Raw genomic sequence first — 24017 nt, forward strand, 5'->3', positions numbered from 1 at the left:
CGGTCCCGGTGTTGCCCGAAGGCGTACCGGTGTTGCCCGAAGGCGTACCGGTGTTGCCCGAAGGCGTACCGGTGTTGCCAGAGCGCGAGCCAACATTGCCAAAGGTCGTACCGGTGCTGCCGGTGTTGCCCGAATCCGTATCGATGCTGCTGCGGGTCGTGCCGTTGCTGCCGGAGGCTGTGCCCGTGTCACTGCGGAGCGTGCCCCTGTCGCTGGGAGCTGTGCGGGTGCTGCGGGTGGCCATGCCGGTGCTGCCGGGGGCGGTGCCGGTGCCGCCCGAGGCGGTGCCGTTGCTGCCCAGGGCCGTGCCGGTGCTGCCCAGGGCCGTGCCGGTGCTGCCGGAGGCTGTGCCCCTGTCGCTGCGGAGCGTGCCTCTGTCGCTGAGGGCTGTGCCGGTGCCGCTCAAAGTCGTGCCGTTGCTGCTGGAGGCTGTGCCTCTCTCGCTGGGGACCGTGCCCGTGTCGCTGTGGAGCGTGCCCGTGGCGCTTGGGGCTGTACCGGTGCTGCTGCGGGCTGTGCCCGTGTCGCTGGGGGGTGTGCTGGTGTTGGCGGGCATGGGGTGGGTTGGTGGGGGGTCAGGCGGAGAAGATGTGCCGGAGCCGCCAGCGGTCTTCGTCACGGCCCAGCTCCGCTACCGCCACGCCTTCGGCGCCCGTGATCCGGACACGGTAGACCCGGCCCTCCTGGGGCGTTCCGTAGGTCTTCAATACCTCTTGCACGGCGTAGCGCGCTCCGCGCCACTCGTACGCGGTGAGCCGCCCCGCCTGGTCGTGCTCGGCGCGCACCGGCTCGTTCAGCAAGTGCCCCATGCCGGGAGCGTAGCACGCGTTCGAACTGATGTTCGCAGGTGGCGGGCCTGTTCGAGCCGTGCGTGCCCCAGGCCGCAAGCCGTCGCGCACGTGCGTCGTACCGCGTCGCCGGGCGTGGCGCGGCGATCGATTTCATGCGGACATTGCGCGCCATGTAGAGGTAACAGCGGACACCTCCTTCCTCATCCCCTGCGGTCACCACGGCTCTCGGTGCGATTCGGTTCCCTCGCGGGGAAGGAACAGACGCGAGAGTCAAGGGGGGACCATGATCAATGGGGCACACGTCATCATCTACAGCCGCGACGCCGAGGCGGACCGCGCGTTCATCCGGGACGTCCTCGGCTTCCCGAACGTCGACGCGGGCCACGGGTGGCTGATCTTCAAGCTGCCACCGGCCGAGGTGGCCGCCCATCCCACCGAGGGCGAACCGCGGCACGAGTTCTACCTGATGTGCGACGACATCCAGTCCACGCTCGAAGGACTGGGCGCCCGCGGCGTCCAGGTCGACGTCCCGATCACCGAGCAGAGCTGGGGACTGCTCACGGCGATCCGGCTGCCGAGCGGCGGCGAACTCCCGATCTACCAACCCCGCCACCCCGTGGCGAAGGACCTCTAGCGATAGTTATCCACAGGTTGGGGATGCCTCCGCACACACCTCCTTCCCCCTGTCGAGCGGCGTTCCGGAGGCCCGCGTCCACACCGGAATCCCCAGAACAGTCGGGCTTTTCAGGGTCCGGGCGGCGGATCGCGCGCCGTCTCCTCCATCATCCGCGCCCGCCAGTCGCCATGCACAGATTCCACAACCTGTGGATAACTTCCGTGCACACCCTGGGTACGGCCGCCCGCCGCCGCGTCCACCATTCTTCCCCAGGTTGCCCCCAACCCCCGCGCCGACTTGTCCACGTCGTGGAAAACCTGCTGACCAGCCGAAAGACCGCATCCGCCGGACGGTTCCCCACACCCCGTACACACACTGTGGACGGGCGGCCTCCACACCCCGGCCCTCACGGTGGATAACGCTGCCCACCGACAATCCCCAGCCACGTCCCCAACCGGTGACGCTCATCCACAGCAGCGCACGGCCCACAGACGGCCACGTCCACGACATACCGCGAGGCCCGGACGCGTCCCGCGGACGCCGTCATGCCGCCCGCGAAGCGCTGCCGCAAGGCCGTCGTCCACCATCAAGGGGGGCACCGACCTGCTGAGCCCAAATGAGGGCGGTCGACAGGCGCGGCGGCATGCACCTCGGCGTCCAACGGCGGGCCCGAGGGTTCGCGACGTCGATCCTGCGCGCTAGCTGCCGCAATACCCGGCGATGATTCTCTGCGGCCGCGGCGGGCCTGATTCCGCGGCTATGCCCAGCCCCGCCATCCACTTCCCGGATGGCCCGGACGTGTCGTTGAGCCCAAGGAAGATCGCGGCGCGGAAGAATGACGGCGTCCACTGATCACGGTCGCGCCAAGCGGCCCCGCCCATCGGCGCCGGGACAGGACGCCCAACTCGAAATGCGTTTTCCACAGACTGTGGAAAACAGGCGAGGAACGGCGACTCACCAGCCGAGCCCGAGCCGGAGGAGGCCAGGGGACCGCCGGACAGCAGAAGACCCCCGTCGTGCCCGGCGGGGGTCTGCGGAGTGGTGGGCCTAGGAGGACTTGAACCTCCGGCCTCATCCTTATCAGGGATGCGCTCTAACCGACTGAGCTATAGGCCCGGGTTGTGCCGCTGTACTGGGCGGCGCAACGAGAGATTACCCCATCCCGCGGGGCAACCGGAAATCGATTACTCGGCCTCCTTCAGGGTCACCTCGACCCCGCCGACGAGGTCGGCGGCGAGGTTGTAGATGACCGAGCCGACCGTGGAGAGCGCGGTGATCAGCAGGACGTTCAACGCGCCCACGAGCACGGTGTAGCCGAAGACGCGGAAGAAGGAGAACCAGCTGCCCGCGTCGACGCTCCCGGTGGTCTCGCCCTGCTCCTTGGTGAGGCTGTTGATGGTGTCGCTGATGGCGTCGAACACGCCGAGCCCGGACAGGATCGTGTACAGGACGATCACCGCGACCAGCAGCACGACGAAGCAGACCAGCGACATCACGAAGCTGAACTTCATCACCGACCACGGTTCGAGCCGGGCGAGCTGCAGCTGCGCCTTGCGCGCCGGCTTGCCGGCGACCGCGGGCTTGGACGAGGTCTTGGCGGGCGCCACCGTGGTGGAGGACGGACGGTCCTTGAGGATGGTGCCCGCGAACCCCTTGCGGTTCGACCCACCGGAACCGCCCGAGCCACCTGAACCACCCGGGCCGGACGGGGACGCCGCCGGAGTGAACGGCGTGTTCGACGACTCCGAACGCCCGCTGGAGACCGAGCCGGACGGCTCGGCGGGCCTGGTCCAGCCCGACCCGGAGCCGGGCCCCGATGACCGGGGGCCGGGCGCGGAGGGCGTGTTCTTCGAGGCCGCGTCCGCTCCCGAGTCGTCCTTCGGAGGCTCGGCCGTGTCCTTGATGGGGGCGATCTCCGGCGTGTCGGACGGCTTGGCCTGGTCGTCCGCGACCTGGGAGAGGTCGGTCCGGGTCTCGTCCGTCCCGGAGCCGATGTCGACGGTCGTCTCGTCCCGTCCGGACGACGAGGACGCGGCGGACACCGTCTTCCCCGACCGGCCCGGCTTGGACCTGCCCGGCTTCGCCCCGGACTTCCCGGCGGAACGGGTCCCGGACTTCGCGCCCGAGCCCGCCGCTGAGCCCGATCCGGAGCCTCCGCCGGGCGCGCCCGTGCCGGGCCCGTCCTCGTTCTTGCCGGGCTCGGTGCTCACGTGTCCTCCTGGCCTAGCGGATCGGGGACGGCGTCGCGGTCATCACGCACCGTCGCCCCCTTCGGCTTCTTCCGAGTCCTCCATGGACTCTACGTTCCTCGCGATGGCCACCACGCTGTCGCCGTCCGCGAGGTTCATAAGACGGACGCCCATGGTCTGCCTGCCGGATTGCTTGATCTCCGCCGCTGTGGTGCGGATCACTCCGCCGTTCGACGTCATCGCGAAGACCTCGTCGTCGGGGCCCACCATCAGTGCCCCTACCAACATCCCGCGAGATTCCACGATCTTAGCGGTGAGGACGCCCTTACCCCCACGTCCTTGCAGCGGGTACTGGTCGACGGGGGTCCGCTTGGCATAGCCCCCCTGCGTCGCGACCAGGACGTCCTGGGACGAATCCTGCGCAACCAGCATGTTCAGGACTTCCTGGTCCTCCTCGAAGCGCATGCCGATCACGCCGGACGTGGCGCGCCCCATCGGGCGGAGCGACTCGTCGTCGGCGCGGAACCGGATCGCCTGCGCCCCGGTGGACACCATCAGCAGGTTGTCGTCGGCCGACACCAGCCGGGCCGCGATCACCTCGTCGTCCTCGACCAGGTTGATCGCGATGATGCCGCCAGTGCGCGGCGAGTCGAAGTCGCGGAGCGCGGTCTTCTTGACCCGGCCCTTCTTCGTGCCGATCACGAGATACGGCGCGACGTCGTAGTCGCGCAGGTCCATGACCTGGGCGATGTGCTCGTCCGGCTGGAAGGCCAGCAGGTTCGCGACGTGCTGGCCGCGCGAGTCGCGCCCGGCGTCGGGCAGTTCGTACGCCTTCGCGCGGTAGACGCGGCCCTTGTTCGTGAAGAACAGGATCCAGTGGTGCGTCGTCGTGACGAAGAACTGGTCGACGATGTCGTCCTGCTTGAGCTGCGCGCCGCGGACGCCCTTGCCGCCGCGCCGCTGCGCCCGGTACAGGTCGGTGCGGGTGCGCTTCGCGTAGCCGCCGCGGGTGATCGTGACGACGACGTCCTCTTCGGCGATGAGGTCCTCGTAGGAGACGTCCCCGTCGAACGGGATGATCTGGGTGCGCCGCTCGTCGCCGAACTTCTCGACGATCGGGGCCAGCTCGTCGCCGACGATCTGGCGCTGCCGCTCGGGCGAGGCCAGGATGTCGTTGTAGTCGGCGATCTCCGCCATGAGCTTGTCGTACTCATCGGTGATCTGCTGGCGCTCCAGGGCGGCGAGCTTGCGGAGCTGCATGTCGAGGATGGCCTGCGCCTGGACCTCGTCGATCTCCAGCAGGCTCATCAGGCCCTGCTGCGCCTCCTGCGCCGACGGCGACCGCCGGATCAGCGCGATGACCTCGTCGATCCGGTCGAGGGCCTTGAGCAGGGCGCGCAGGATGTGGGCGCGCTCCTCGGCCTTGCGGAGCAGGAACCGGGTGCGGCGGACGATGACCTCGACCTGGTGCGCGACCCAGTGCCGGACGAACTGGTCGATGCGCAGCGTGCGCGGCACGCCGTCGACCAGCGCGAGCATGTTCGCGCCGAACGTCTCCTGCAGCTGGGTGTGCTTGTACAGGTTGTTCAGGACGACCTTGGCGACCGCGTCCCGTTTGAGGACGATGACGAGCCGCTGCCCCGTCCGGCCGGACGTCTCGTCGCGGACGTCGGCGATCCCGTCGAGCTTGCCCTCCTTCACCCCGTCGGCGATCTTGAGGGCGAGGTTGTCCGGGTTGACCTGGTACGGAAGCTCCGTGACGACGAGGCAGGTGCGGCCCTGGATCTCCTCGACCTCGACGACGGCGCGCATGGTGATCGAGCCGCGGCCGGTGCGGTAGGCGTCCTCGATGCCCTTGCGGCCGACGATCAGCCCGGCGGTCGGGAAGTCGGGGCCCTTCACGCGCTCGATCAGCGCTTCGAGCAGGTCCTCGTCGGACGCGCCGTAGTTGTCGAGGTACCAGCGGACGCCGTCGGCGACCTCCCGCAGGTTGTGCGGCGGGATGTTGGTCGCCATCCCGACCGCGATGCCGGCGGACCCGTTGACCAGCAGGTTCGGGTACCGCGACGGCAGGACGTCCGGCTCCTGCGACCGGCCGTCGTAGTTGGGCGAGAAGTCGACGGTCTCCTTGTCGATGTCGCGGAGCAGCTCCATCGCCAGCGGCGCCATGCGGCACTCGGTGTACCGCATGGCGGCGGCGGGGTCGTTGCCGCGGGAGCCGAAGTTTCCGTTGCCGTCGACCAGCGGGTACCGCATCGACCAGGGCTGCGCGAGCCTGACCAGGGCGTCGTAGATGGCGGAGTCGCCGTGCGGGTGGTAGTTCCCCATGACGTCGCCGACGACGCGGGCGCACTTGAAGTAACCGCGGTCGGGCCGGTAGCCGCCGTCGTACATCGCGTACAGGACGCGGCGGTGGACGGGCTTGAGGCCGTCGCGGACCTCCGGCAGCGCGCGCGCGACGATGACCGACATCGCGTAGTCGAGATAGCTCTTCTGCATCTCGACCTGGATGTCGACCGGTTCGATCCGTTCGCCCGGGTGTCCGCCCTCGGTGGTCACGTCCGTCACTCTGAAGACCTCTTCTGCTCGGTGGGATGCGCGTGCGGTCGCCTCTGGGAGTCAGGCCGCCGGAGCGGGGAGCCTGGGAGCCGCCGAGGCGGAGGCCCGCACGTCAGATGTCGAGGAAGCGCACGTCCTTGGCGTTGCGCTGGATGAACTCCCGGCGGGGCTCGACCTCCTCGCCCATGAGCACGCTGAACAGCTCGTCCGCCTGGGCTGCGTCGTCGAGCTGCACCTGCAGCAGGACCCGGTTGTCGGGGTCCATGGTGGTGTCCCACAGCTCGTTGGCGTTCATCTCGCCGAGGCCCTTGAAGCGCTGCACCAGGTCGCGGGGACGGGGGTCGCGCTTGCCCGCGGCGACCCCGGCCTCGATGATCGCGTCCCGCTCGGCGTCGGAGTAGGCGTAGTCGGCCTCGGTGCCCCGGGCGTCCCACTTGATCTTGTAGAGCGGCGGCTGGGACAGGTACACGTGGCCGGCCTCGATCAGCGGCTTCATGAACCGGAACAGCAGCGTGAGCAGGAGCGTGTTGATGTGGTGGCCGTCGACGTCGGCGTCCGACATCAGGATGATCTTGTGGTAGCGGAGCCTGGTGATGTCGAACTCGTCGTGCACGCCGGTGCCCAGCGCGGTGATGATCGCCTGGACCTCGTTGTTCTTCAGGATCTTGTCGATCCTGGCCTTCTCGACATTGAGGATCTTGCCGCGGATCGGCAGGATCGCCTGGAAGTGCGGGTTGCGGCCGCCCTTCGCCGAGCCGCCCGCCGAGTCGCCCTCGACGATGTACAGCTCGGACTTGCCGGGGTCGGTGGACTGGCAGTCCGACAGCTTGCCCGGCAGCGACGTCGACTCAAGCAGGCTCTTGCGGCGGGTCAGGTCGCGCGCCTGCCGCGCCGCCACCCGCGCCCGCGCGGCCTGCGACGCCTTGTTGATGATCTCCTTGGCCTCGCCCGGGTTCTCCTCGAACCAGTCGCGCAGGTGCTCGTTGCACGCCTTCTGGACGAACGACTTCGCCTCGGTGTTGCCGAGCTTCGTCTTCGTCTGGCCCTCGAACTGCGGGTCGGCCAGCTTGATGGAGATGATCGCGGTGAGGCCCTCGCGGACGTCCTCGCCGGTGAGGTTGTCGTCCTTCTCGCGCAGCAGGCCCTTGTCGCGGGCGTACCGGTTGACGATCGTGGTCAGCGCCGCGCGGAACCCCTCCTCGTGGGTGCCGCCCTCCGCCGTGTTGATCGTGTTCGCGAACGTGTGGACGGACTCGGCGTAGGACGAGTTCCACTGCATGGCGATCTCGATCGACATGCCCTTGGTGTCGTCCTCGAAGTAGACGACCGACTCGTGCACGGCGTCCTTGCGCGCGTTGATGTAGCGGACGAAGTCCTCGATGCCGCCCTCGTAGTGGTAGCGGACGACGTGGGGCTCGCCGTTGGAGTGGTCGGGGCGCTCGTCCCGCAGCGTGATCGCCAGGCCGCGGTTCAGGAACGCGTACTCCTGCATGCGGCGGGACAGGGTCTCGAAGTTCCACTCGGTGGTCTCGAAGATCTCCGCGTCCGGCCAGAAACTGATCAGGGTGCCGGTCTCGTCGGTCGGCTCGCCCTTCTGGAGCTCCATCTCGGGCCCGCGCCACGTGTACGACTGGCGCCACACGTGGCCGTCGGTGCGGACCTCGGCCTCCATCCGGGTGGACAGCGCGTTCACCACGGCGGAGCCAACGCCGTGCAGCCCGCCCGAGACGGCGTAGGACTTGCCGTCGAACTTGCCGCCCGCGTGGAGCGTGGTGAGCACCAGCTCGATCGCCGGACGCTTTTCCACAGGATGCTCGCCGACGGGGATGCCACGCCCGTTGTCGAGCACGCTCACGCCGCCGTCGGCCATCAACGTGACGACGATGTCGTCGGCGTAGCCCGCGAGGGCCTCGTCGACGGCGTTGTCCACGATCTCGTAGACGAGATGGTGCAGGCCGCGCTCACCGGTCGAGCCGATGTACATGCCGGGGCGCTTGCGAACCGCCTCAAGCCCTTCAAGGACAGTGATCGAACTAGCGTCGTACGCCAAAGGAAGATCCTCCTGCCGGGGATGTCTGCCGCTCCGCGCCCGAGGGAGGCACGGTGTGCCCCGTAACACACATGAGAAGGCGCCCGCGTGCTCTGGTCTTCGCATCGGTCAGAGCCCTGGGCACCCGTTGGCGGCGCAGCATCCTGAACCGATTTCATTCTACCGGGTCACACGGCGGAAAGTGGCACTGTCGAGCGCTGTGTGCGCGTGTGGCGGCCGATCGGCCCTGGAGATGCATCCCCCCATAGGACCGGGGGTTTTATCTAGTCTACGTGCCGCTGGCCTACGTACCGCATACCGGCGCGCCCGCCTCCGCACACCCTGTCCCAGATGCTCCCACCCCCCACCGACAGCGAACACCCTCCCCAACGCCACCCGCCCCCCTCCCAAAGGTGACCCGCCCCCTCTACCCCACCCCCACTGCCCCCGCTCCCCACTGCCCCCGCTCCCCACTGCCCCGGTCCGTCTGCCCCAGTCCGTCTGCCCCGGTCCCTCCGCCCCCGCTCCTTCCAACCCCGGTCCCTCCGCCCCCGGTCCCGGTCCCTTTCGGCCCTCGGTCCCCCCGCCTCCCCAGTCCCGCTGACCCCCCTGGTCCAGCTGGCCCCTGGTTCCGCTGGCCCCTGGTTCCGCTCGCGCCTGGTTCCGCTCGCCCTCCCCACACCGGCAGCACCCAGCCACCCGTCCCAGCAAGCCTCCGGCAAGGCCCGGCAAGGTCCCAGCAAGGCCCGACGAGCCCCTGGCAAGGCCCTAACCGAGCCCCCGGTAAGGCCCAAGGTCCAATGAGCCCCCGGGCAAGGCCCTAATGAGCCACGGCAAGGGCCCAACGAGCCGTCCCCAACCGACCGGGCCCGCTACTTCGGGCGGGCTCCCCGGCCCGGCGGGTGTGCCGGGGGCTCGCATCCAGGTGTGCGGCCCGGATGAGGCGGGTCAGCGGGCTCGCCAGGCCCCGGTGCGGCGGGGGCCCGAGGAGGGGCCCACCACTTTTACGCGGCGGACGGTGCCGTGGCCCAATTCCTCGTTCAGGCGGCGGACCAGGGTCGACGACAGCAGGCGGAGCTGCGTCGCCCAGGTGGTCGAGTCGGCGGCGACGGTGAGCTCGCCGTCCTCGAAGTGCTCGGGACGGGTGTGCTCGGCGAGTTCGGCGCCGACGATGCCCGGCCAGTTGCCGAAGACGCCGCCGACCGCGGCGCGCTGCTCCCAGCCGCGGGACGCCAGCAGCTCGTGGATGGCGGAGCCGAACGGCTTAGGGTCGCCGCCCCGTCCGGGCTCGCGCACCCGGATGCCCCGCGCCCCGCCGCCCTTGCGCCTGGACTTCTGCCCGGGGACGGTGCCGCGCTTCAGGGCGTCCGCCTTCGCCTGGGCGAGGGCCTCGCGAGCCAGCTCGATCCCCGACTTGGCGGGCGGCCCCTCGGGCCTTGGCGCGGACGCGGCCTCGGATGCGGCCTCGGACGCGGGCCCAGGCCGCCGCTCGGACTCGGACGTGGGCACTGGCTCGGGCCGACGGTCGGACGCGGGCATGCGCACAGACTCGGGGGAGTTGTGCACACCCTGTGGATCGTCGTTCACGCCCTCACCCCTTCTCCGTCATCGCCTGGTCAGTCGCGGGTTATCCGGCCGTCGGAGACGGTATAGGAACCCCCTGTCAGTTCCGCCGGGACGTCGGCGGGCACGGCCGCGGTGATCAGGACCTGCTCGGCGGGCGTGACCATCTCGGCGAGGCGGCTGCGGCGCCCGGTGTCGAGTTCGGCGAACACGTCGTCCAGGATCAGGACGGGGTCGTCGCCATCCGCCCGGAGCAGGTCGAACGCCGCGAGCCGCAGGCCGAGCGCGAACGACCAGGACTCGCCGTGGCTCGCATAGCCGCGCGCCGGAAGCTCCCCCAGCCGCAGGACGAGCTCGTCCCGGTGCGGGCCGACGAGGCTTACCCCCCGCTCCAGCTCCTGCTTGCGCGACTCGCCCATCGCGGACAGCAGTTGCTCGCCGAGTTTTCCACGGTCTGTGGACAACTCGGTGTCCCCCAGCGAGCTCTTGTAGTTCAGGTCGGCCGCGTCGCCCGCCGGGGCCAGGGCCGCGTAGGCGCGGGCGACGAGCGGGCGGAGCGCCTCGACGAGGTCGAGCCGGGCGGCGAGGAGCTCGGAGCCGGTGCGCGCGAGGTGGGAGTCCCAGACGTCCAGGGTCGCGAGCACCTCGGCGCCGGGGGAGCGCCGGTGCGCGGCCGCCGACTTCAGCAGGGCGTTGCGTTGCTTGAGGACGCGGTCGTAGTCGGACCGCACGCCCGCGAACCGGGGCGCCCTGGCGGTCAGGAGCTCGTCCATGAAGCGGCGCCGCTCCCCCGGGTCGCCCTTCACGAGGGAGAGGTCCTCCGGGGCGAACAGGACGGTCCGCAGCATCCCGAGGATCTCGCGCGGCCGGGGGACGGGGGACCGGTTGAGCCGCGCCCGGTTCGCCCGCCCGGGGTTGATCTCCAGCTCGATCAGGGCCTTGCGGTCGTCCTTGACGATCCCGGCGCGGACGATCGCGCGCGGCGCGCCGTGCCGGACGAGCGGCGCGTCCGTCGAGGCCCGGTGGCTGCCGTGCGAGGCGACGTAGCCGATGGCCTCGACCAGGTTCGTCTTGCCCTGCCCGTTCGGGCCCACGAACGCGGTGACCCCCGGCCCGAGCGCGACCTCGGCGGCCGGGTACGAGCGGAAGTCCTGCAAGGAGAGGTGGGCGACGTGCACGAGACACGAGCGTAGAGCCTTCAACGTCCACAGAACCCACCCGGCCGAGGAGTGCCGTCGGCCCGCCCCCCGAGCCGCGCCCGAGCGGTCGGCGGTGGTCGTGCGTCCCATGTCTCCTCCACGGTCGTGGCGCCGAGGGCGTCCGCGAGACGCGCGAACGCCCCGCGGCGGACGGGCCCGCGGGGCGTTCTGGCAGCTCGCGGCCGGTCTGATCCCCAGCATCGGGGACGTCGACGGCCGCGCACAGCCCAAGCCGCAACTGTGGATAACTTCGCCCGGCCGATCGCGCCGACCGAGCTGATCGCGCCGACCGTCGAGCCGGTCGGGCCGGACGGTCTGCTCAGACGGGGGGCGGGGTGACGTCGGCGCCGGGGGAGTCCGCGCCCACGGCCTCGACGGCGTGGCCGCCGAACTGCTGGCGGAGGGCCGCGACGACCCGCATCGCGGGGGAGTCGTCCTGGCGGGACGCGAACCGCGCGAACAGCGACGCGGTGATGGCGGGCAGCGGGACGGCGTGCTCCACCGCGGCCTGCACCGTCCAGCGCCCCTCGCCGGAGTCGTTGGCGTAGCCGCGCAGGTCGTCCAGCTCCGGGTCGTTCGCCAGGGCCCGGTTCAGCAGGTCCAGCAGCCAGGACCGGATGACCGTGCCCTCCTGCCAGCTCAGGAACGTCTCCGGCACCCTGGTGACGAGGTCGGACGCCTCGATCAGCTCGTAGCCCTCGCCGAACGCCTGCATCATGGCGTACTCGATGCCGTTGTGGACCATCTTCACGAAGTGCCCGGCACCGACCTTGCCCGAGTGGACGAATCCGTATTCGCCTTCTGGCTTGAGCGTCTCGAAGATGGGCATCAGGCGCTTCACGCTGGCCTCGTCCCCACCGACCATGAGCGCGTAGCCGTTCTGCAGGCCCCACACACCGCCGCTCACACCGCAGTCGACGAAGCCGATGCCCTTCGCGGCGAGTTCCTCACCGTGCTTCTGGTCGTCCACATAGTGTGAATTACCGCCGTCGATGACGAGGTCACCGGGCTGGAGGACCTCCCCCAGCTTGTGGATGGTGTCCTCGGTGGCCTTGCCCGCGGGCACCATCACCCACACGTTGCGCGGCGGCGCCAGCCGTTCCACGAGCTCCTCGACGGAACCGACGTCGCTGACGTCCGGATCGCGGTCGTAGCCGACGATCGTGTGACCGCCGCGGCGCAGCCGCTCGGCCATGTTGCCGCCCATCTTGCCCAGGCCGATGATCCCAAGCTCCATGCAAGCTCACTCTCCCCTGTGCGTCCTGTGCGTCGTCGTCGCACGCGCCGGTCCCGCGCGTGCGGGCCGCGAGGGCGGCTCCCCCGCGGATCGTCGTCCCGCCGGCCGTCCTTACCCGGACAGCCGCACGGGCATGATCAGGTAACGGTAGTTGGGGTTCTCGCCGTCCTGCGGGGGCTTCCCGGTGAGGACGGCGGGCTTCGTCGGCGTGGTGAACGACAGCCGCGCCACGTCCGAGCCGATCGCGGACAGGCCGTCGAGCAGGAACGCGGGGTTGAACGCGATGTCGATGTCCTCGCCCTCCAGCGACGCCTCCAGAGCCTCGACGGCCTGGGCCTCGTCCCCCGTCCCGGCCTCCAGGACCACCTCGCCCTGGCTGAACGAGAGCCGCACGGGCGTGTTCCGCTCGGCGACGAGGGACACGCGCTTGACCGCCTCGATGAACGGGGACGTCTGCACCTCGGCGAGACCGGCGTACTCGCTCGGCAGCAGCGACCGGTACTTGACGAAGTCGCCGTCCAGGAGGCGCGACGTCGTCCGGCGCCCGCCGCCCTCGAAGCCGATCATGCCCTCGCCGGTGCCGCCCGTCCCGCCGAGGGCGATCGACACCTCGGCGCCCGCGGTCAGCGACTTGGCCGTGTCGGCGAGGGTCTTGGCCGGGACCAGCGCGACGGCGGAGAAGTCCGGCCGCTCGGGCTTCCAGTGCAGCTCGCGGACGGCCAGCCTGTACCGGTCCGTGGACGCGAGCGTGACCGTCTCGCCCTCGATCTCCACACGCACCCCGGTCAGCATGGGGATGGTGTCGTCCTTCCCAGCGGCGATGGCCACCTGGCTGACCGCGGCGGCGAACTCGTCACTGCCCACCGACCCTGCCGCGGGCGGCATCTCCGGCAGCGTGGGGTAGTCCTCCACAGGCATGGTGAGAAGTGTGAACTTCGCGCTGCCGCAGCGGAGCATCACCTTGGCCCCGTCGGTCGTCACCTCCACAGGGTGGGGAGGAAGACTGCGCGAGATCTCGGCGAGGAGCCGTCCGGACACCAGCGCGGTGCCCGCCTCCTCGACGTCGATGTCCGTGGACACCTGGGCGGAGACCTCGTAGTCGAACGCGGAGAGCTTCAGCCGGTCGCTCTGCCCTTCACCCCCGGCGACGATGTGCATGCCCGCGAGGACCGGCACCGGGGGCCTGACCGGGAGCGTGCGCGCGGTCCAGGCGACGGCGTCGGCGAGGGCGTCTCTGTCGATGCGGAACTTCAAGGGGACCCGCCTCCTGCAGGTGTCGGACAAGGGTGAGGTGATCCGGCCTCGGCCCGGGCGCTCGGAGCGGGTTGTCCCCAGGCCCTGACTTGAGGTGGATCTTTTCTTGAGTAGAGAACAGGTGCAGTACTAGTAATAGGGGCGGTGGATAGTGTGGACAGACCGAGTTCTCCCAGGTGAGACCGCGTTTTTCTGTCCACCGGGGCTGTGTACTGAGGGTGGACGGCGCGGCGCCGCCTGGGGACGGCGAAATCATCCCCACACGTCGTCCTCATGTCATCCCCCGGTTTTCCACGAGTTCTCCACGGGTATGCCGTGGGTTTCGGCCGCCTGTGTACGGGGGACGGCGGATCGGGCCGTTCGCCCCCAGGCCCGTCCCCAAGACGTCCCCAAGACGTCCCCAGGCCGTCCACTGGTTTTCCCCAGGAGTGCGGGGCCCGTGCGCCGCGGGTCCACATCCGTCCACTCCTCATCCTCAGCTTTTCCAAGGGTTGCCCACCGGGTTATCCACGAAAATCCCCAGAGTTTTCCACAACTTGTGAGTAGCGACTCCGGATCTCTGGTGATGCGCGCCTTATGTCGTTTCTGTACGTCGGACGGGCTGTGGACGAGGCGTCCGCGTCCCGTCCACAGGCGTCGCCGCCGGTTGTCCACACTGTGCACGAGCGTGCCGGTCAGCGCTTGCGCGCCTGGTGCTTGATGCGCCCGGTCAGCTCCGTGACCTGGTTGTATATCGCACGGCGCTCGGCCATCAGCGACCGGATCTTGCGTTCGGCGTGCATGACGGTCGTGTGGTCGCGTCCCCCGAACTGCTGTCCGATCTTGGGGAGCGACAGGTCGGTCAGCTCGCGGCACAGGTACATCGCGATCTGCCGGGCGGTGACGAGCATCCGGGACCTGGACGGCCCGCACAGGTCCTCGATCGTGGTGCCGAAGTACTCCACCGTCTGCGCCATGATCATCGCGGCGGTGATCTCCGGGCCCGAGTCGTTCGGGATGAGGTCCTTCAGGACGATCTCGGCGAGCTTCATGTCGACCGACTGCCGGTTCAGGCTCGCGAACGCGGTGACCCGGATGAGGGCGCCCTCCAGCTCGCGGATGTTCGTCGCGATCTGCGAGGCGATGAACTCAAGGACGTCCGGCGGGGCGGCGAGGCCCTCCTGGCGCGCCTTCTTCTGCAGGATCGCGATGCGCGTCTCCAACTCGGGCGGCTGCACGTCCGTCGTCAGCCCCCATTCGAACCGGTTGCGCAGCCGGTCTTCCAGCGTGACCAGTTCCTTGGGCGGACGGTCGCTGGAGATGACGATCTGCTTGCTGGCGTTGTGGAGCGTGTTGAACGTGTGGAAGAACTCCTCCTGCGTCTGTTCCTTGCCCTCCAGGAACTGGATGTCATCGACGAGGAGGATGTCGACGTCCCGGTAACGACGGCGGAACCCGTCCGCCTTACCGTCGCGGATCGAGTTGATGAAGTCGTTCGTGAACTCCTCGGAGCTCACGTAGCGGACGCGCGCTCCGTTGAAGAGGCTCTGAGCGTAGTGGCCGATCGCGTGGAGCAGGTGCGTCTTGCCCAGGCCGGAGTCGCCATAGACGAACAGCGGGTTATACGCCTTGGCGGGCTGCTCGGCGACCGCGACGGCCGCCGCGTGCGCGAACCGGTTCGACGACCCGATGACGAACGTCTCGAACGTGTACTTGGGGTTCAGCCGGGCGTGCTCGGACGCTCCGGCCCCTCCGCTCGGGGCTGGTGCGGGGGCGCGCGGGTCGGGGTTCTCCTCGTCCCGGAAGGAGCTCTCCCGGTAGGGCGGCTCGTCGCCGCGGTACTGCTCGCCGCCACCTCCGCCGCCGTACTGCTCCGGCGGTGCATAAGACTGCTCGACGCCGGGGAATGATGGGTCTCCACCTTGGAACGGGTCGCCGCCAGGGAAGGTGTCTTCCGCACGGCCCAGCGGTGGTTCGTTCCCGCCGTGCTGGGGCTCGCGCCCCTGTGGTTCAGCGGGTCGGCCGCCTGGGCGGTGCTGGCCCAGAGTCCGGTCGTTCAGATGCGAGTGCGGGGGCCGCCCTGGAGGCTCTCCACCGAACCCCTCCTGGTTTCCATAACCGGGGTAGCCCTGGGGTCCGCGGTTCTCGAACGGGACGGGGCCGCGTCCACCCGGCCCATAAGAAGGAGGACGGGGCGCGGGGGGATAACCGCCGCGCTCGTCATCCTCAGCCTGTGGATAACCTCCGTGCCCGCCCGGGCTGTGGGTAACTCCCGACCGGTACCCCTGGTCACCGAACGGCTGCTCCGGGTACGCGCGGTCGGACCGTTCGCCGTACCCCTGGTCGCCGTACGGACGTTCCCGGTCGCGGTCACGGTCGCGCTCGCGCTCGCGGTCCCGGTCGTCGGGCGGGCGTTCGGAGTAGGAATCGCCGTAGGACGGCGTCGGCTCGTGCATGCCGAGCCCCGCCCCGGGCCCCGGGATCGGCGCCGACAGCGGCTCCCCCGCACCCGGCCGCGAGCCCGCGGGCGGCCCCGGCGCACCCGCCGGAGGCTCCGGCTGGACGGTCACCGCGACGCGGATCTCCCGGCCGAGCTCATGCGAAAGTGCCTGCGTAATGAGGTTGCGGAGGCGTGTTTCGAGGGCGTCCTTGGCGAACTCGTTGGGGGCGGCGAGCAGTGCCGTCCCCTCGACCAGCGCCAGCGGGCGGACCATCGGCAGCCATGCGCGGTAGCTCGGCGACAGATCGCTCTCGGACAGGGCCGTCAGGGTGCGGGCCCAGACCGATCCGAGATCCTGACCGTCCATGCGCAAGGTCCCCTCCCCCTCCGTCCGACGGAGTACCTGTCTGCCCGTCCGCCCCACGGCCCGCGATCGGCCTCACGGGGCACGGCCGCGGCGCGAAAGACTTACTCTCTCACGAGTTGTCCACAGAGTTGTCCACATGCTGTGCATAGGCATGGGGCACCCTGTGTAAAACCCACGAGGCGGGTTCCGGTGAACGAGGTCGGGAGAGCGCCGGCCTTAGCGGGGCCGGTGGTGGGGTGGTTCCTGAACGGGGGTTAGCGGGGCTGAAGGCCGACATCAGATCGCGAATTCGTCGGAGGAGCGTCGGCTCGCCCGGACGACCTTAACCGCTGTGAGCCACACCCGCAACAGGCGCCATCCCGTCCAACATGTCCATCGGAGTCCGATCCCGGGTCATCCCCGCCCGCGCGGTTCCCATGCGCGCCCGCGCCGCTGGAGCGGCCGCTCCGTTTGACCGCGCGGCCGGTTGCCCGTAACGTTCTGAGGTCGAGTCGCATCGACGGAGATGCCGCGTGCCCGCCGGCAGCCTCGCCAGGCAGGCTCGGGCGGGCCCCCGCTGCGGGGGACCGGACGCGGCCCTCGATGCGAGCTATCGAGCCTTTGCCGACAATGACGCCGAACCGACCGCAGCACTGGAGCCTCAAGTGAGCAAGCGTACTTTCCAGCCGAACAACCGTCGCCGCCACAAGAAGCACGGCTTCCGGCTGCGCATGCGCACGCGCGCGGGCCGCGCGATCCTCGCCAACCGGCGCGGCAAGGGCCGCGCCCGCATCGCGGTCTGACCCACCCATACTGTGCTGCCGTCCGGAAACCGGATGCGGCGGCGGGACGACTTCACGTTGGCCGTCCGGCGCGGTCGCCGCGCCGGACGGCCAACTGTCGTGGTTCATCTGCTCCACCCGGACGAGGAGCCCGGCGCCGCGGCACCGCCGCTCGTCGGGTTCATCGTGGCGCGCCCGGTGGGGAACGCCGTCGTCCGCAACTCCGTGCGGCGCCGGCTCCGCCACCTGGTGCGCCCGCACCTGGACCGGCTCCCAGCGGGTAGCCTGCTCGTAGTACGCGCCAACCCCCGTGCGGGGAAGGCGCGTCCTGGCGAACTGGCCGCGGATCTCGAGTCGGCGTTGGACCGGCTCCTGCGGCCCGCGTCCAAGGGGCGGAGATGAGGAGTCGGCAGGGGATGGCTCTCCCCTCGCGGTATCAGATGGGGCGACCGGGCCCCGTCGCGAGCCTGCTGATCCTTCTCGTCCGCGCCTACCGCCGCTTCTTGAGTCCCCTGCTCGGGCAGCAGTGCCGGTTCCAGCCCACGTGCAGCGCGTACGGCCTGGAGGCGCTCCAGGTGCACGGGGCGCTGCGCGGCACCTGGTTGACGGCCCGCCGGATAGCGCGGTGCCATCCGTTCCATCCCGGGGGTCACGACCCGGTGCCGCCGCGGAAGACGAGGTCCACGGCGGCCCCCTCGAACTCCGGCCGCGAGGAGAGCGGCCCCGCCCTAGCAGAGCCCAAGGAGCTGCCCGGTGCTTGATTGGTTGTACGAGATCGTCTCTCAGCTCATCGTGTGGATCCACACGGGGCTGAGCACCTTCCTCCCCGAGGACAGCGGTTGGGCCTGGGGCGGCTCGATCATCCTGCTGACCGTCCTCCTGCGGCTGCTGCTGGTCCCTCTGTTCGTGAAGCAGATCCACGCTTCGCGGAAGATGCAGGAGCTGAACCCGAAGGTCCAGGCGCTCCGTAAGAAATACAAGAACGACAAGCAGCGCCTCAACCAGGAGGTCATGAAGCTCTACCAGGAGAACGGCGCCAACCCGCTCTCGGGCTGCCTCCCCCTCCTGGTGCAGATGCCGATCTTCATCGGGCTGTTCCAGACCCTCAAGCGGATCTCGGACGCCAAGGAAGGCCACGACGTCTTCGCGATGGACTGGGACCTCGTCAAGAGCGCCCAGAACGCGAACATCTTCGGCGCCCACATCCCGGACACGTTCCTGAACGCCTGGGGCGCCAATCCCAAGGTGTGGAGCGCCATCATCGTCACCGGCATCGCCGTGGTGATCAGCTCCTGCACGACGTTCTTCACCGTCCGGGCCAGCATGAAGCGGCAGCCCGTCACCGATGACGCCAACCCGATGATGCAGGCGCAGAAGATGATGGTCTTCCTCGCGCCGCTGTTCGGTCTGTTCGGGCTCGGGTTCCCGCTGGGCGTCCTCATGTACTGGGTCACATCCAACAGTTGGACCCTGGCCCAGCAGCACTACATCTACAAGCGGTACCCACCGCCCGGTAAGGACGGCGAGCCCGCGCCCACCACCACCACTGGCAAGACGGGTGGGAAGCCTGGCGGCGGCAAGGCCGGGACGAGGCCGGGCGCCAAGTCCGCCGGGACGAAGAACGGCCAGGCCGCGTCCGGGATCAAGGCCAAGGCCCGGCTGAAGAAGGAGCCGGAGCCCGTGGACGACGAGCCCGACACCAAGCCCAAGGTCGTGCGGAACCAGCCGACCCGTAAGCCGCGCAGCAAGCGCAGCGGCACCCCGAAGCGCTAGTTTGAACCCCGAGCACGTGCCGGAGAAGGAGATCCCGTTGAGCCAGACCGACACCACCGAGGTCGACGTCCAGGCGCTCGAACAGGAAGGCGAGATCGCCGCCGACTACATCGAGGGCCTCCTGGACATCGGTGACTACGACGGCGACATCGACATGGACGTCGAGGGCGAGCGCGCGATCGTCGCCGTCGTCGGCGGTTCCCTGGACGAGCTGGTCGGCAAGCGCGGCGAGGTGCTGGAGGCGCTGCAGGAGCTGACCCGGCTGGCCGTGCACCGCCAGACCGGCAACCGGACCCGGCTCATGCTCGACATCGGCGGGTACCGCGAGCGCCGGCGGGCCGAGCTCACCAAGCTCGGCACGGACGTCGCCGACGAGGTCAAGCAGGCGGGCGAGCCGAAGCCGCTCGCCCCGATGACCCCGTTCGAGCGCAAGATCGTCCACGACGCGGTGGCCGCCGCCGGGCTCCGCAGCGAGTCCGAGGGCGAGGAGCCCGACCGCTACGTGGTGGTCTATCCCGCCTGACCTTCGCCGTCCACGGCCCCGACCGCTCCACCGGTCGGGGCCGTGGCGTTTTCCGGCGCTTTTGGGGACGGGCACCTTCGCCGCCTGGCTGGCCAGCGGCCCGGCTGGTCAGCGGGTCCGGCTGGTCAGAGGAGAGGGCCCCGCGCCTGGAATCGACGCGGGGCCCCGGAGCCCGGTGTGCGCGCCGCCCCGGCACACCGGGCGGGAGCGGCGCTCTTCTAGCGGCCGGTCGTGCGGCGCCACCTACGGCGCTGCGGGACCGCGGTACCGCTGTCCACCACGGCTGTCCGGTTCTCCTCCGCCGGATTCTGCGCGTGCGCCGGATCCTGGGCATAGGCCGGATCCTGGGCCACGTGGCCGGTCGGCACGTCGGGGGCCGGGTGCTCGATCACACGTTCGACGCGTTCGCCTGGACGGCCCGCGGGCGCGGGCTCCTCGATGATGTGCTCCTCGCGGACGATCGTCCCGGGCTCGTCCCCGTAGGCGGGGTCGACCCCGGCGATGCGGCCGGCGCGGCGGCGCGGCCGCGTGTACTTGACCGTGAAGCCCATGCTGACCAGGCCGACCAGGATGAGGATCCAGCCGACCAGGTGAATGTCGACGCCACTGAGATCGACGCGCAGCGCGAACGCCAGGATCGCGCCCAGGGCGATGAATGCGAGACTGACTCCGATTCCCATCTGTCGGAGCTCCTTCCGAGGGGGATTCGGGCGACCTCGCAAGCCCCTACCCCACGTGCCTCGAATATGCGATGGGGTCATGTGGTTCTCGCCATAACGGAAGGGTCCTCCGACCTTGCCGCCGCTACGCGGGTACCCGGCGGCCGGACGCCGCGTCACGCCGTTTCACGTGCACGCCGCCGCCGTGTTATGTGGAACGATTCGTCTGGTGGGGATTGCGAGCGAGGTTTTCGGTGACGCGCTTCCGGTCGCGGAACGCTATGCGGCGTTCCTCGGGACGGCCGGCGTCGAGCGCGGGCTCATCGGGCCCCGCGAGGCCGATCGTCTCTGGGAACGCCACCTGATCAACTGCGCGGTCGTGTCGGCCGCGGTGCCGCGGGACGCGCGGGTCGTCGACATCGGCTCGGGCGCGGGCCTGCCGGGAATCGTGCTCGCGATCGTCCGGCCCGACCTGCGGATCACCCTGCTCGAACCGCTGCTGCGCCGGACGACGTTCCTGACCGAGTGCGTCGAGATGCTCGACCTGGAGAACGTCGAGGTGCTCCGGGCGCGGGCCGAGGAGGTGGCCGGGCGCCTGTCGATGGACGTCGCCACGGCCCGCGCCGTCGCACCGCTCGAACGGCTCGCGAAGTGGGCGCTTCCGCTGCTTCGTCCGGGGGGCGAGCTGCTCGCGCTCAAGGGGGAGCGCGCCGCGGCCGAGCTGGACGAGGCCGAGCCCGTCCTGAAGCGGCACGGGGTGCGCGGCGCCGAACTGCTTCAAGTCGGGCGCGGTATGGTCGACCCTCCGACAACTCTCGTGCGAGTGATCGCCGGCGGCGGCGAGAATGTCGGACGACGGAGGCGCGCACCCCGGCGTGCCAAAGGGTCGAGGAAGAGGTCTTCATGAGCACGGGACCAGGACTTGGCAGACCTGACCGCGCCGACGAATCCCCCGACGAACAGCCGCCCGGCCCGGGCGGACCCGGCGTGGCCGCGGACCGGACGGCGGTCGCCGGGACACCGGGGGACACGGACCCGGCCGCCACGCCAGGGGCCGCGCCCTCCGGTCACGCGAAGTGGGGCATCACGACGTCCGGAACCGCGGAGAACGTCGGCTATGTACCGACGAACACCGGCGCGCCGCCGCCGGTGCCGCGCAAGGGACCAAATCAGGGGGAGTCAGAACTCGTGCGCGAGGCGCTCAAGGACGCCAAGGTTTCACGTGAAACGTCGACCACGACGGCCGCCACCACGGCCACGACGGTCAGGACGATGACCGGCCGCCGGGACAGGGAGTGGCCCCGCCCGGACAGATGCCGCATCATCACCATCGCCAACCAGAAGGGCGGCGTAGGCAAGACCACCAGCTCGGTGAACCTCGCCGCGTCCCTCGCCATGCACGGCGCCCAGGTGCTCGTGGTCGACCTCGACCCGCAGGGGAACGCGTCCACCGCCCTCGGCGTCGACCACCACGCGGAGGTCCCGTCGATCTACGACGTGCTGATCGAGGACATGTCGTTCGCCGACATCGTCGTCCCGGCGCCGGAGATCCCGAACCTCTACTGCGCGCCCGCGACGCTCAACCTCGCCGGGGCGGAGATCGAGCTCGTGTCCAAGGTGGCCCGCGAGTCGCGGCTGCGGCGGGCGCTCGAAGCCTACGACACCGACCGGTTCGACTACGTCCTGATCGACTGCCCGCCGTCCCTCGGGCTGCTCACCGTGAACGCGCTCGTCGGCGGGGACGAACTGCTCATCCCGATCCAGTGCGAGTACTACGCGCTGGAGGGCCTCGGGCAGCTCATCCGGACCGTCGACCTCGTCAAGGCGCACCTCAACCAACAGCTGAAGGTGTCCACCATCCTGCTCACGATGTACGACGCCAGGACGCGGCTCGCCGCGCAGGTGGCGGAGGACGTGCGGAACCACTTCGGCGACGTCGTCCTCAACACGGTCATCCCCCGCAGCGTCCGGGTGTCCGAGGCGCCGAGCTACGGGCAGTCCGTCATGACGTACGACCCCGGTTCGAGCGGCGCGCTCGCCTACAGCGAGGCCGCCTCCGAGATGGCCCACGCGGGGGCCGTCCAGTGAGCCAGCAGCGACGCGGTCTGGGCAAGGGGCTCGGCGCCCTCATTCCGACGGGTCCGCCGCCGCCCCCGCCGCCCGGGCCCGGTGACCCGGCCGTCGCCGACGGCGGCGCGCCGGGGTCCGCCGCTGGGACGGGGCCGTCCGGCGCGAACGGCATGGCGTCGTCCGACCTGGGGCTGGAGCCGGTCGCGGGCGCCCATTTCGCCGAGTTGCCCGTCCGCTCCATCACCCGGAACCCGCGCCAGCCGCGTGAGGTGTTCGACGAGGACGCCCTGAACGAGCTGGCCGAGTCGATCCGCATCGTCGGACTCCTGCAGCCGATCGTCGTCCGCAAGGTCTCGGCGGACGATCACGACTACGAGCTGATCATGGGTGAGCGGCGGTGGCGGGCGTCCAAGCTCGCCGGGCTGGACGTGATCCCGGCGATCGTGCGCGACACCGGCGACAACGACCTGCTCCGTGACGCGCTCATGGAGAACCTCCACCGGCAGCAGCTCAACCCGCTGGAGGAGGCGGCCGCGTACCAGCAGCTCCTCCAGGACTTCGGCGCGACGCACGAGCAGCTCGCCGGACGCATCGGCCGGTCGCGTCCGCACATCACCAACACGCTGCGCCTGCTGAACCTGCCGCCCGCCGTGCAGAGCCGGGTCGCCGCGGGAGTCCTGTCCGCCGGGCACGCGCGCGCGCTCCTCTCGCTCGACAGCGTCGAGGCACAGGAGCATCTGGCGCAGCGGATCGTCCAGGAGGGGCTGTCGGTCCGCGCGCTCGAAGAGCTGATCGCGCTCCGCGAGTACGACGAACCGAAGGCGCCGCGCCAGGGCCGCCGCAAGAAGCCGGTCGCCCCCGGCCTCCAGGAGCTCGCCGACCGGCTCTCCGACCGCTACGAGACCAAGGTCCGTGTCGACATGGGCCGCAACAAGGGCAAGATCGTGGTCGAGTTCGCCACCCTCGAAGACCTCGACCGCATCATCAAGTCCATGGTCCCCGACGACGACCCCACCGGCCCCTGACGTCCGCCCGTCCAGCGCCCCGGAAGCCCTGCTCCCGGGGCGCCGCTGTTTCCCGTGAAACATCACTCCCCCGCCCCACTGGAAGCCGGACACCCCGCCGCCGCGTCCTCCCGCACACCGTGACGGCTTTGCCGCAACGCGCGAACTAGGCGGGAACGCGGCGAGAACCTCCTACTGCTCCGGGACGGGTCGTCGGCTGCGCCGTGGCTGAGCGGGGACACGGCGAGAAGCTCTCACTGCTCCCAGGACGGGGGCGGCGGCGCAAGGGGGCAGGGGCCGCACACGGCATCGGCTTCCCGCGCGGCAAAGGCGCAACGGTGACACGTCGAGGGACGAGCGTTGCATGCCATGCGGGCCGTCGCACGATCCGGCCGCACGCATGGCCGAGGGGCGCTCTCGCCACGAGGCCCGCCCGCGCGACTGACCGCTGAAGCACGCACGCGGGGCAGCCGGAGCTCTTAGCCGGACGACTGGGCCACAGCGAGAGGTTTCCCGTGAAACATGCGGTCGCCGGTGGCGGAAACATGAGCGCGCGCCGCCCCGCCGATGGGCCCACCGCGCCCAGCCCGCGCAGGCGGCGGACGGCGGCAGACAGCGGGCGGACGGCAGCAAGGGGTGGGAACGGGCGGCGGTAGTCGACGGCGTGCGTCGGGGGCGGGCGCGGCGGGCGGGTGGTGCGGGGTGTCGGGTAGTCAGCCAACTCGGCGCATCACGGCATCTCGCCGCTGAGGCGTCCAGCACTGGCCCCGAAAGCCATCCCTGTGAGTAATTCATGACAGCGCGGCATCACCGGTAAGGCAGAAGGCCACCGGGCAGCCCATGAGTCCCCATGGTGGGCTCGCCGAGTCCTGTCCAGGCGGGTGGGGGCCCCGGGCTCGGGAGTTACGCGTAGGAGCGGCGCCGCTGAGTTTCGCGGTGGTGCGGATGGCGGCGCTGGGCGGCCCTGCCAGCGCCCGGGGCTTTTCCCACCGGGGCGTGGACGG

Annotated in this window: 19 protein-coding genes, 1 tRNA gene and 1 pseudogene; 9 read left to right on the forward strand and 12 right to left on the reverse strand. The window is 70.2% G+C overall.

Annotation, left to right across the window (positions count from 1 at the left end):
- Positions 1-406: pseudogene (locus ACH01S_RS43075) on the reverse strand (hypothetical protein); the annotation flags it as partial.
- A 169-nt stretch (positions 407-575) separates the two neighbouring features.
- Complete coding sequence (locus ACH01S_RS40355; RefSeq protein WP_067905381.1) at positions 576-809, reverse strand: hypothetical protein; 234 nt, start codon at positions 807-809, stop codon at positions 576-578.
- A 265-nt stretch (positions 810-1074) separates the two neighbouring features.
- Between ACH01S_RS40355 and ACH01S_RS40360 the strand changes: the two genes are divergently transcribed.
- Positions 1075-1425, forward strand: coding sequence for a VOC family protein (locus ACH01S_RS40360; RefSeq protein WP_067905383.1), 351 nt, complete (start codon positions 1075-1077; stop codon positions 1423-1425).
- A 1021-nt stretch (positions 1426-2446) separates the two neighbouring features.
- Here ACH01S_RS40360 and ACH01S_RS40365 read toward each other — a convergent pair.
- The 9 genes from ACH01S_RS40365 to dnaA form a co-directional block, all read right to left on the reverse strand.
- Positions 2447-2523: transfer RNA gene (locus tag ACH01S_RS40365), tRNA-Ile, on the reverse strand.
- A 68-nt stretch (positions 2524-2591) separates the two neighbouring features.
- A complete protein-coding gene (locus tag ACH01S_RS46470; RefSeq protein ID WP_067905385.1) occupies positions 2592-3617 on the reverse strand; it encodes a DUF3566 domain-containing protein in 1026 nt (341 codons plus the stop codon).
- A 42-nt stretch (positions 3618-3659) separates the two neighbouring features.
- Complete coding sequence (gene gyrA, locus ACH01S_RS40375; RefSeq protein WP_067905387.1) at positions 3660-6164, reverse strand: DNA gyrase subunit A; 2505 nt, start codon at positions 6162-6164, stop codon at positions 3660-3662.
- Positions 6165-6267: 103 nt separating this feature from the next.
- Positions 6268-8205, reverse strand: a complete 1938-nt coding sequence (gene gyrB / locus ACH01S_RS40380) for a DNA topoisomerase (ATP-hydrolyzing) subunit B (protein ID WP_083981704.1) — start codon at positions 8203-8205, stop codon at positions 6268-6270.
- 927 nt (positions 8206-9132) lie between these two features.
- Positions 9133-9771 carry a DciA family protein gene (locus tag ACH01S_RS40385; RefSeq protein ID WP_246236501.1) on the reverse strand — a complete coding sequence of 213 codons (639 nt, stop codon included), beginning with the start codon at positions 9769-9771 and terminating at the stop codon, positions 9133-9135.
- Between the two features lie 29 nt (positions 9772-9800).
- Entirely contained in the window at positions 9801-10925 is a 1125-nt protein-coding gene (gene recF / locus ACH01S_RS40390; RefSeq protein WP_067905391.1) for a DNA replication/repair protein RecF, read from the reverse strand.
- A 340-nt stretch (positions 10926-11265) separates the two neighbouring features.
- The gene (gnd, locus tag ACH01S_RS40395) at positions 11266-12183 is read right to left on the reverse strand and encodes a phosphogluconate dehydrogenase (NAD(+)-dependent, decarboxylating) (protein WP_067905393.1); all 918 of its coding nucleotides are present in this window, start codon (positions 12181-12183) and stop codon (positions 11266-11268) included.
- Positions 12184-12294: 111 nt separating this feature from the next.
- The gene (gene dnaN, locus ACH01S_RS40400; protein ID WP_067905395.1) at positions 12295-13437 is read right to left on the reverse strand and encodes a DNA polymerase III subunit beta; all 1143 of its coding nucleotides are present in this window, start codon (positions 13435-13437) and stop codon (positions 12295-12297) included.
- 674 nt (positions 13438-14111) lie between these two features.
- Entirely contained in the window at positions 14112-16223 is a 2112-nt protein-coding gene (gene dnaA / locus ACH01S_RS40405; protein WP_067905397.1) for a chromosomal replication initiator protein DnaA, read from the reverse strand.
- A 644-nt stretch (positions 16224-16867) separates the two neighbouring features.
- On the opposite strand from dnaA, the gene rpmH reads away from it, so the two are divergent.
- The 5 genes from rpmH to ACH01S_RS40430 are packed head-to-tail and all read left to right on the forward strand — an operon-like array spanning position 16868 to position 19280.
- Entirely contained in the window at positions 16868-17005 is a 138-nt protein-coding gene (gene rpmH / locus ACH01S_RS40410; RefSeq protein ID WP_067905399.1) for a 50S ribosomal protein L34, read from the forward strand.
- A gap of 12 nt (positions 17006-17017) precedes the next feature.
- The gene (gene rnpA / locus ACH01S_RS40415; protein WP_067905401.1) at positions 17018-17386 is read left to right on the forward strand and encodes a ribonuclease P protein component; all 369 of its coding nucleotides are present in this window, start codon (positions 17018-17020) and stop codon (positions 17384-17386) included.
- A gap of 14 nt (positions 17387-17400) precedes the next feature.
- Positions 17401-17745, forward strand: coding sequence for a membrane protein insertion efficiency factor YidD (gene yidD / locus ACH01S_RS40420; RefSeq protein WP_169809443.1), 345 nt, complete (start codon positions 17401-17403; stop codon positions 17743-17745).
- Complete coding sequence (gene yidC / locus ACH01S_RS40425) at positions 17738-18757, forward strand: membrane protein insertase YidC (RefSeq protein ID WP_067905403.1); 1020 nt, start codon at positions 17738-17740, stop codon at positions 18755-18757. Before yidD ends, yidC begins: the two co-directional genes overlap by 8 nt.
- A 37-nt stretch (positions 18758-18794) precedes the next feature.
- On the forward strand, positions 18795-19280 hold the full coding sequence (locus ACH01S_RS40430; protein WP_067905405.1) for a Jag family protein: 486 nt from the start codon (positions 18795-18797) through the stop codon (positions 19278-19280).
- Positions 19281-19498: 218 nt separating this feature from the next.
- Here ACH01S_RS40430 and ACH01S_RS40435 read toward each other — a convergent pair whose 3' ends face one another.
- Positions 19499-19960, reverse strand: coding sequence for a DUF6458 family protein (locus tag ACH01S_RS40435; RefSeq protein WP_067905407.1), 462 nt, complete (start codon positions 19958-19960; stop codon positions 19499-19501).
- A 208-nt stretch (positions 19961-20168) separates the two neighbouring features.
- Between ACH01S_RS40435 and rsmG the strand changes: the two genes are divergently transcribed.
- The 3 genes from rsmG (at position 20169) to ACH01S_RS40450 (ending at position 23034) form a co-directional block, all read left to right on the forward strand.
- Complete coding sequence (gene rsmG / locus ACH01S_RS40440; protein WP_067905409.1) at positions 20169-20846, forward strand: 16S rRNA (guanine(527)-N(7))-methyltransferase RsmG; 678 nt, start codon at positions 20169-20171, stop codon at positions 20844-20846.
- 281 nt (positions 20847-21127) lie between these two features.
- On the forward strand, positions 21128-22027 hold the full coding sequence (locus ACH01S_RS40445; protein ID WP_083981707.1) for a ParA family protein: 900 nt from the start codon (positions 21128-21130) through the stop codon (positions 22025-22027).
- Complete coding sequence (locus tag ACH01S_RS40450; RefSeq protein ID WP_067905411.1) at positions 22024-23034, forward strand: ParB/RepB/Spo0J family partition protein; 1011 nt, start codon at positions 22024-22026, stop codon at positions 23032-23034. The genes ACH01S_RS40445 and ACH01S_RS40450 overlap by 4 nt, the downstream gene beginning before the upstream one ends.
- Positions 23035-24017 lie beyond the last annotated feature (983 nt).

This window comes from Actinomadura chibensis NBRC 106107, from assembly GCF_001552135.1.
GTDB lineage: Bacteria > Actinomycetota > Actinomycetes > Streptosporangiales > Streptosporangiaceae > Spirillospora > Spirillospora chibensis.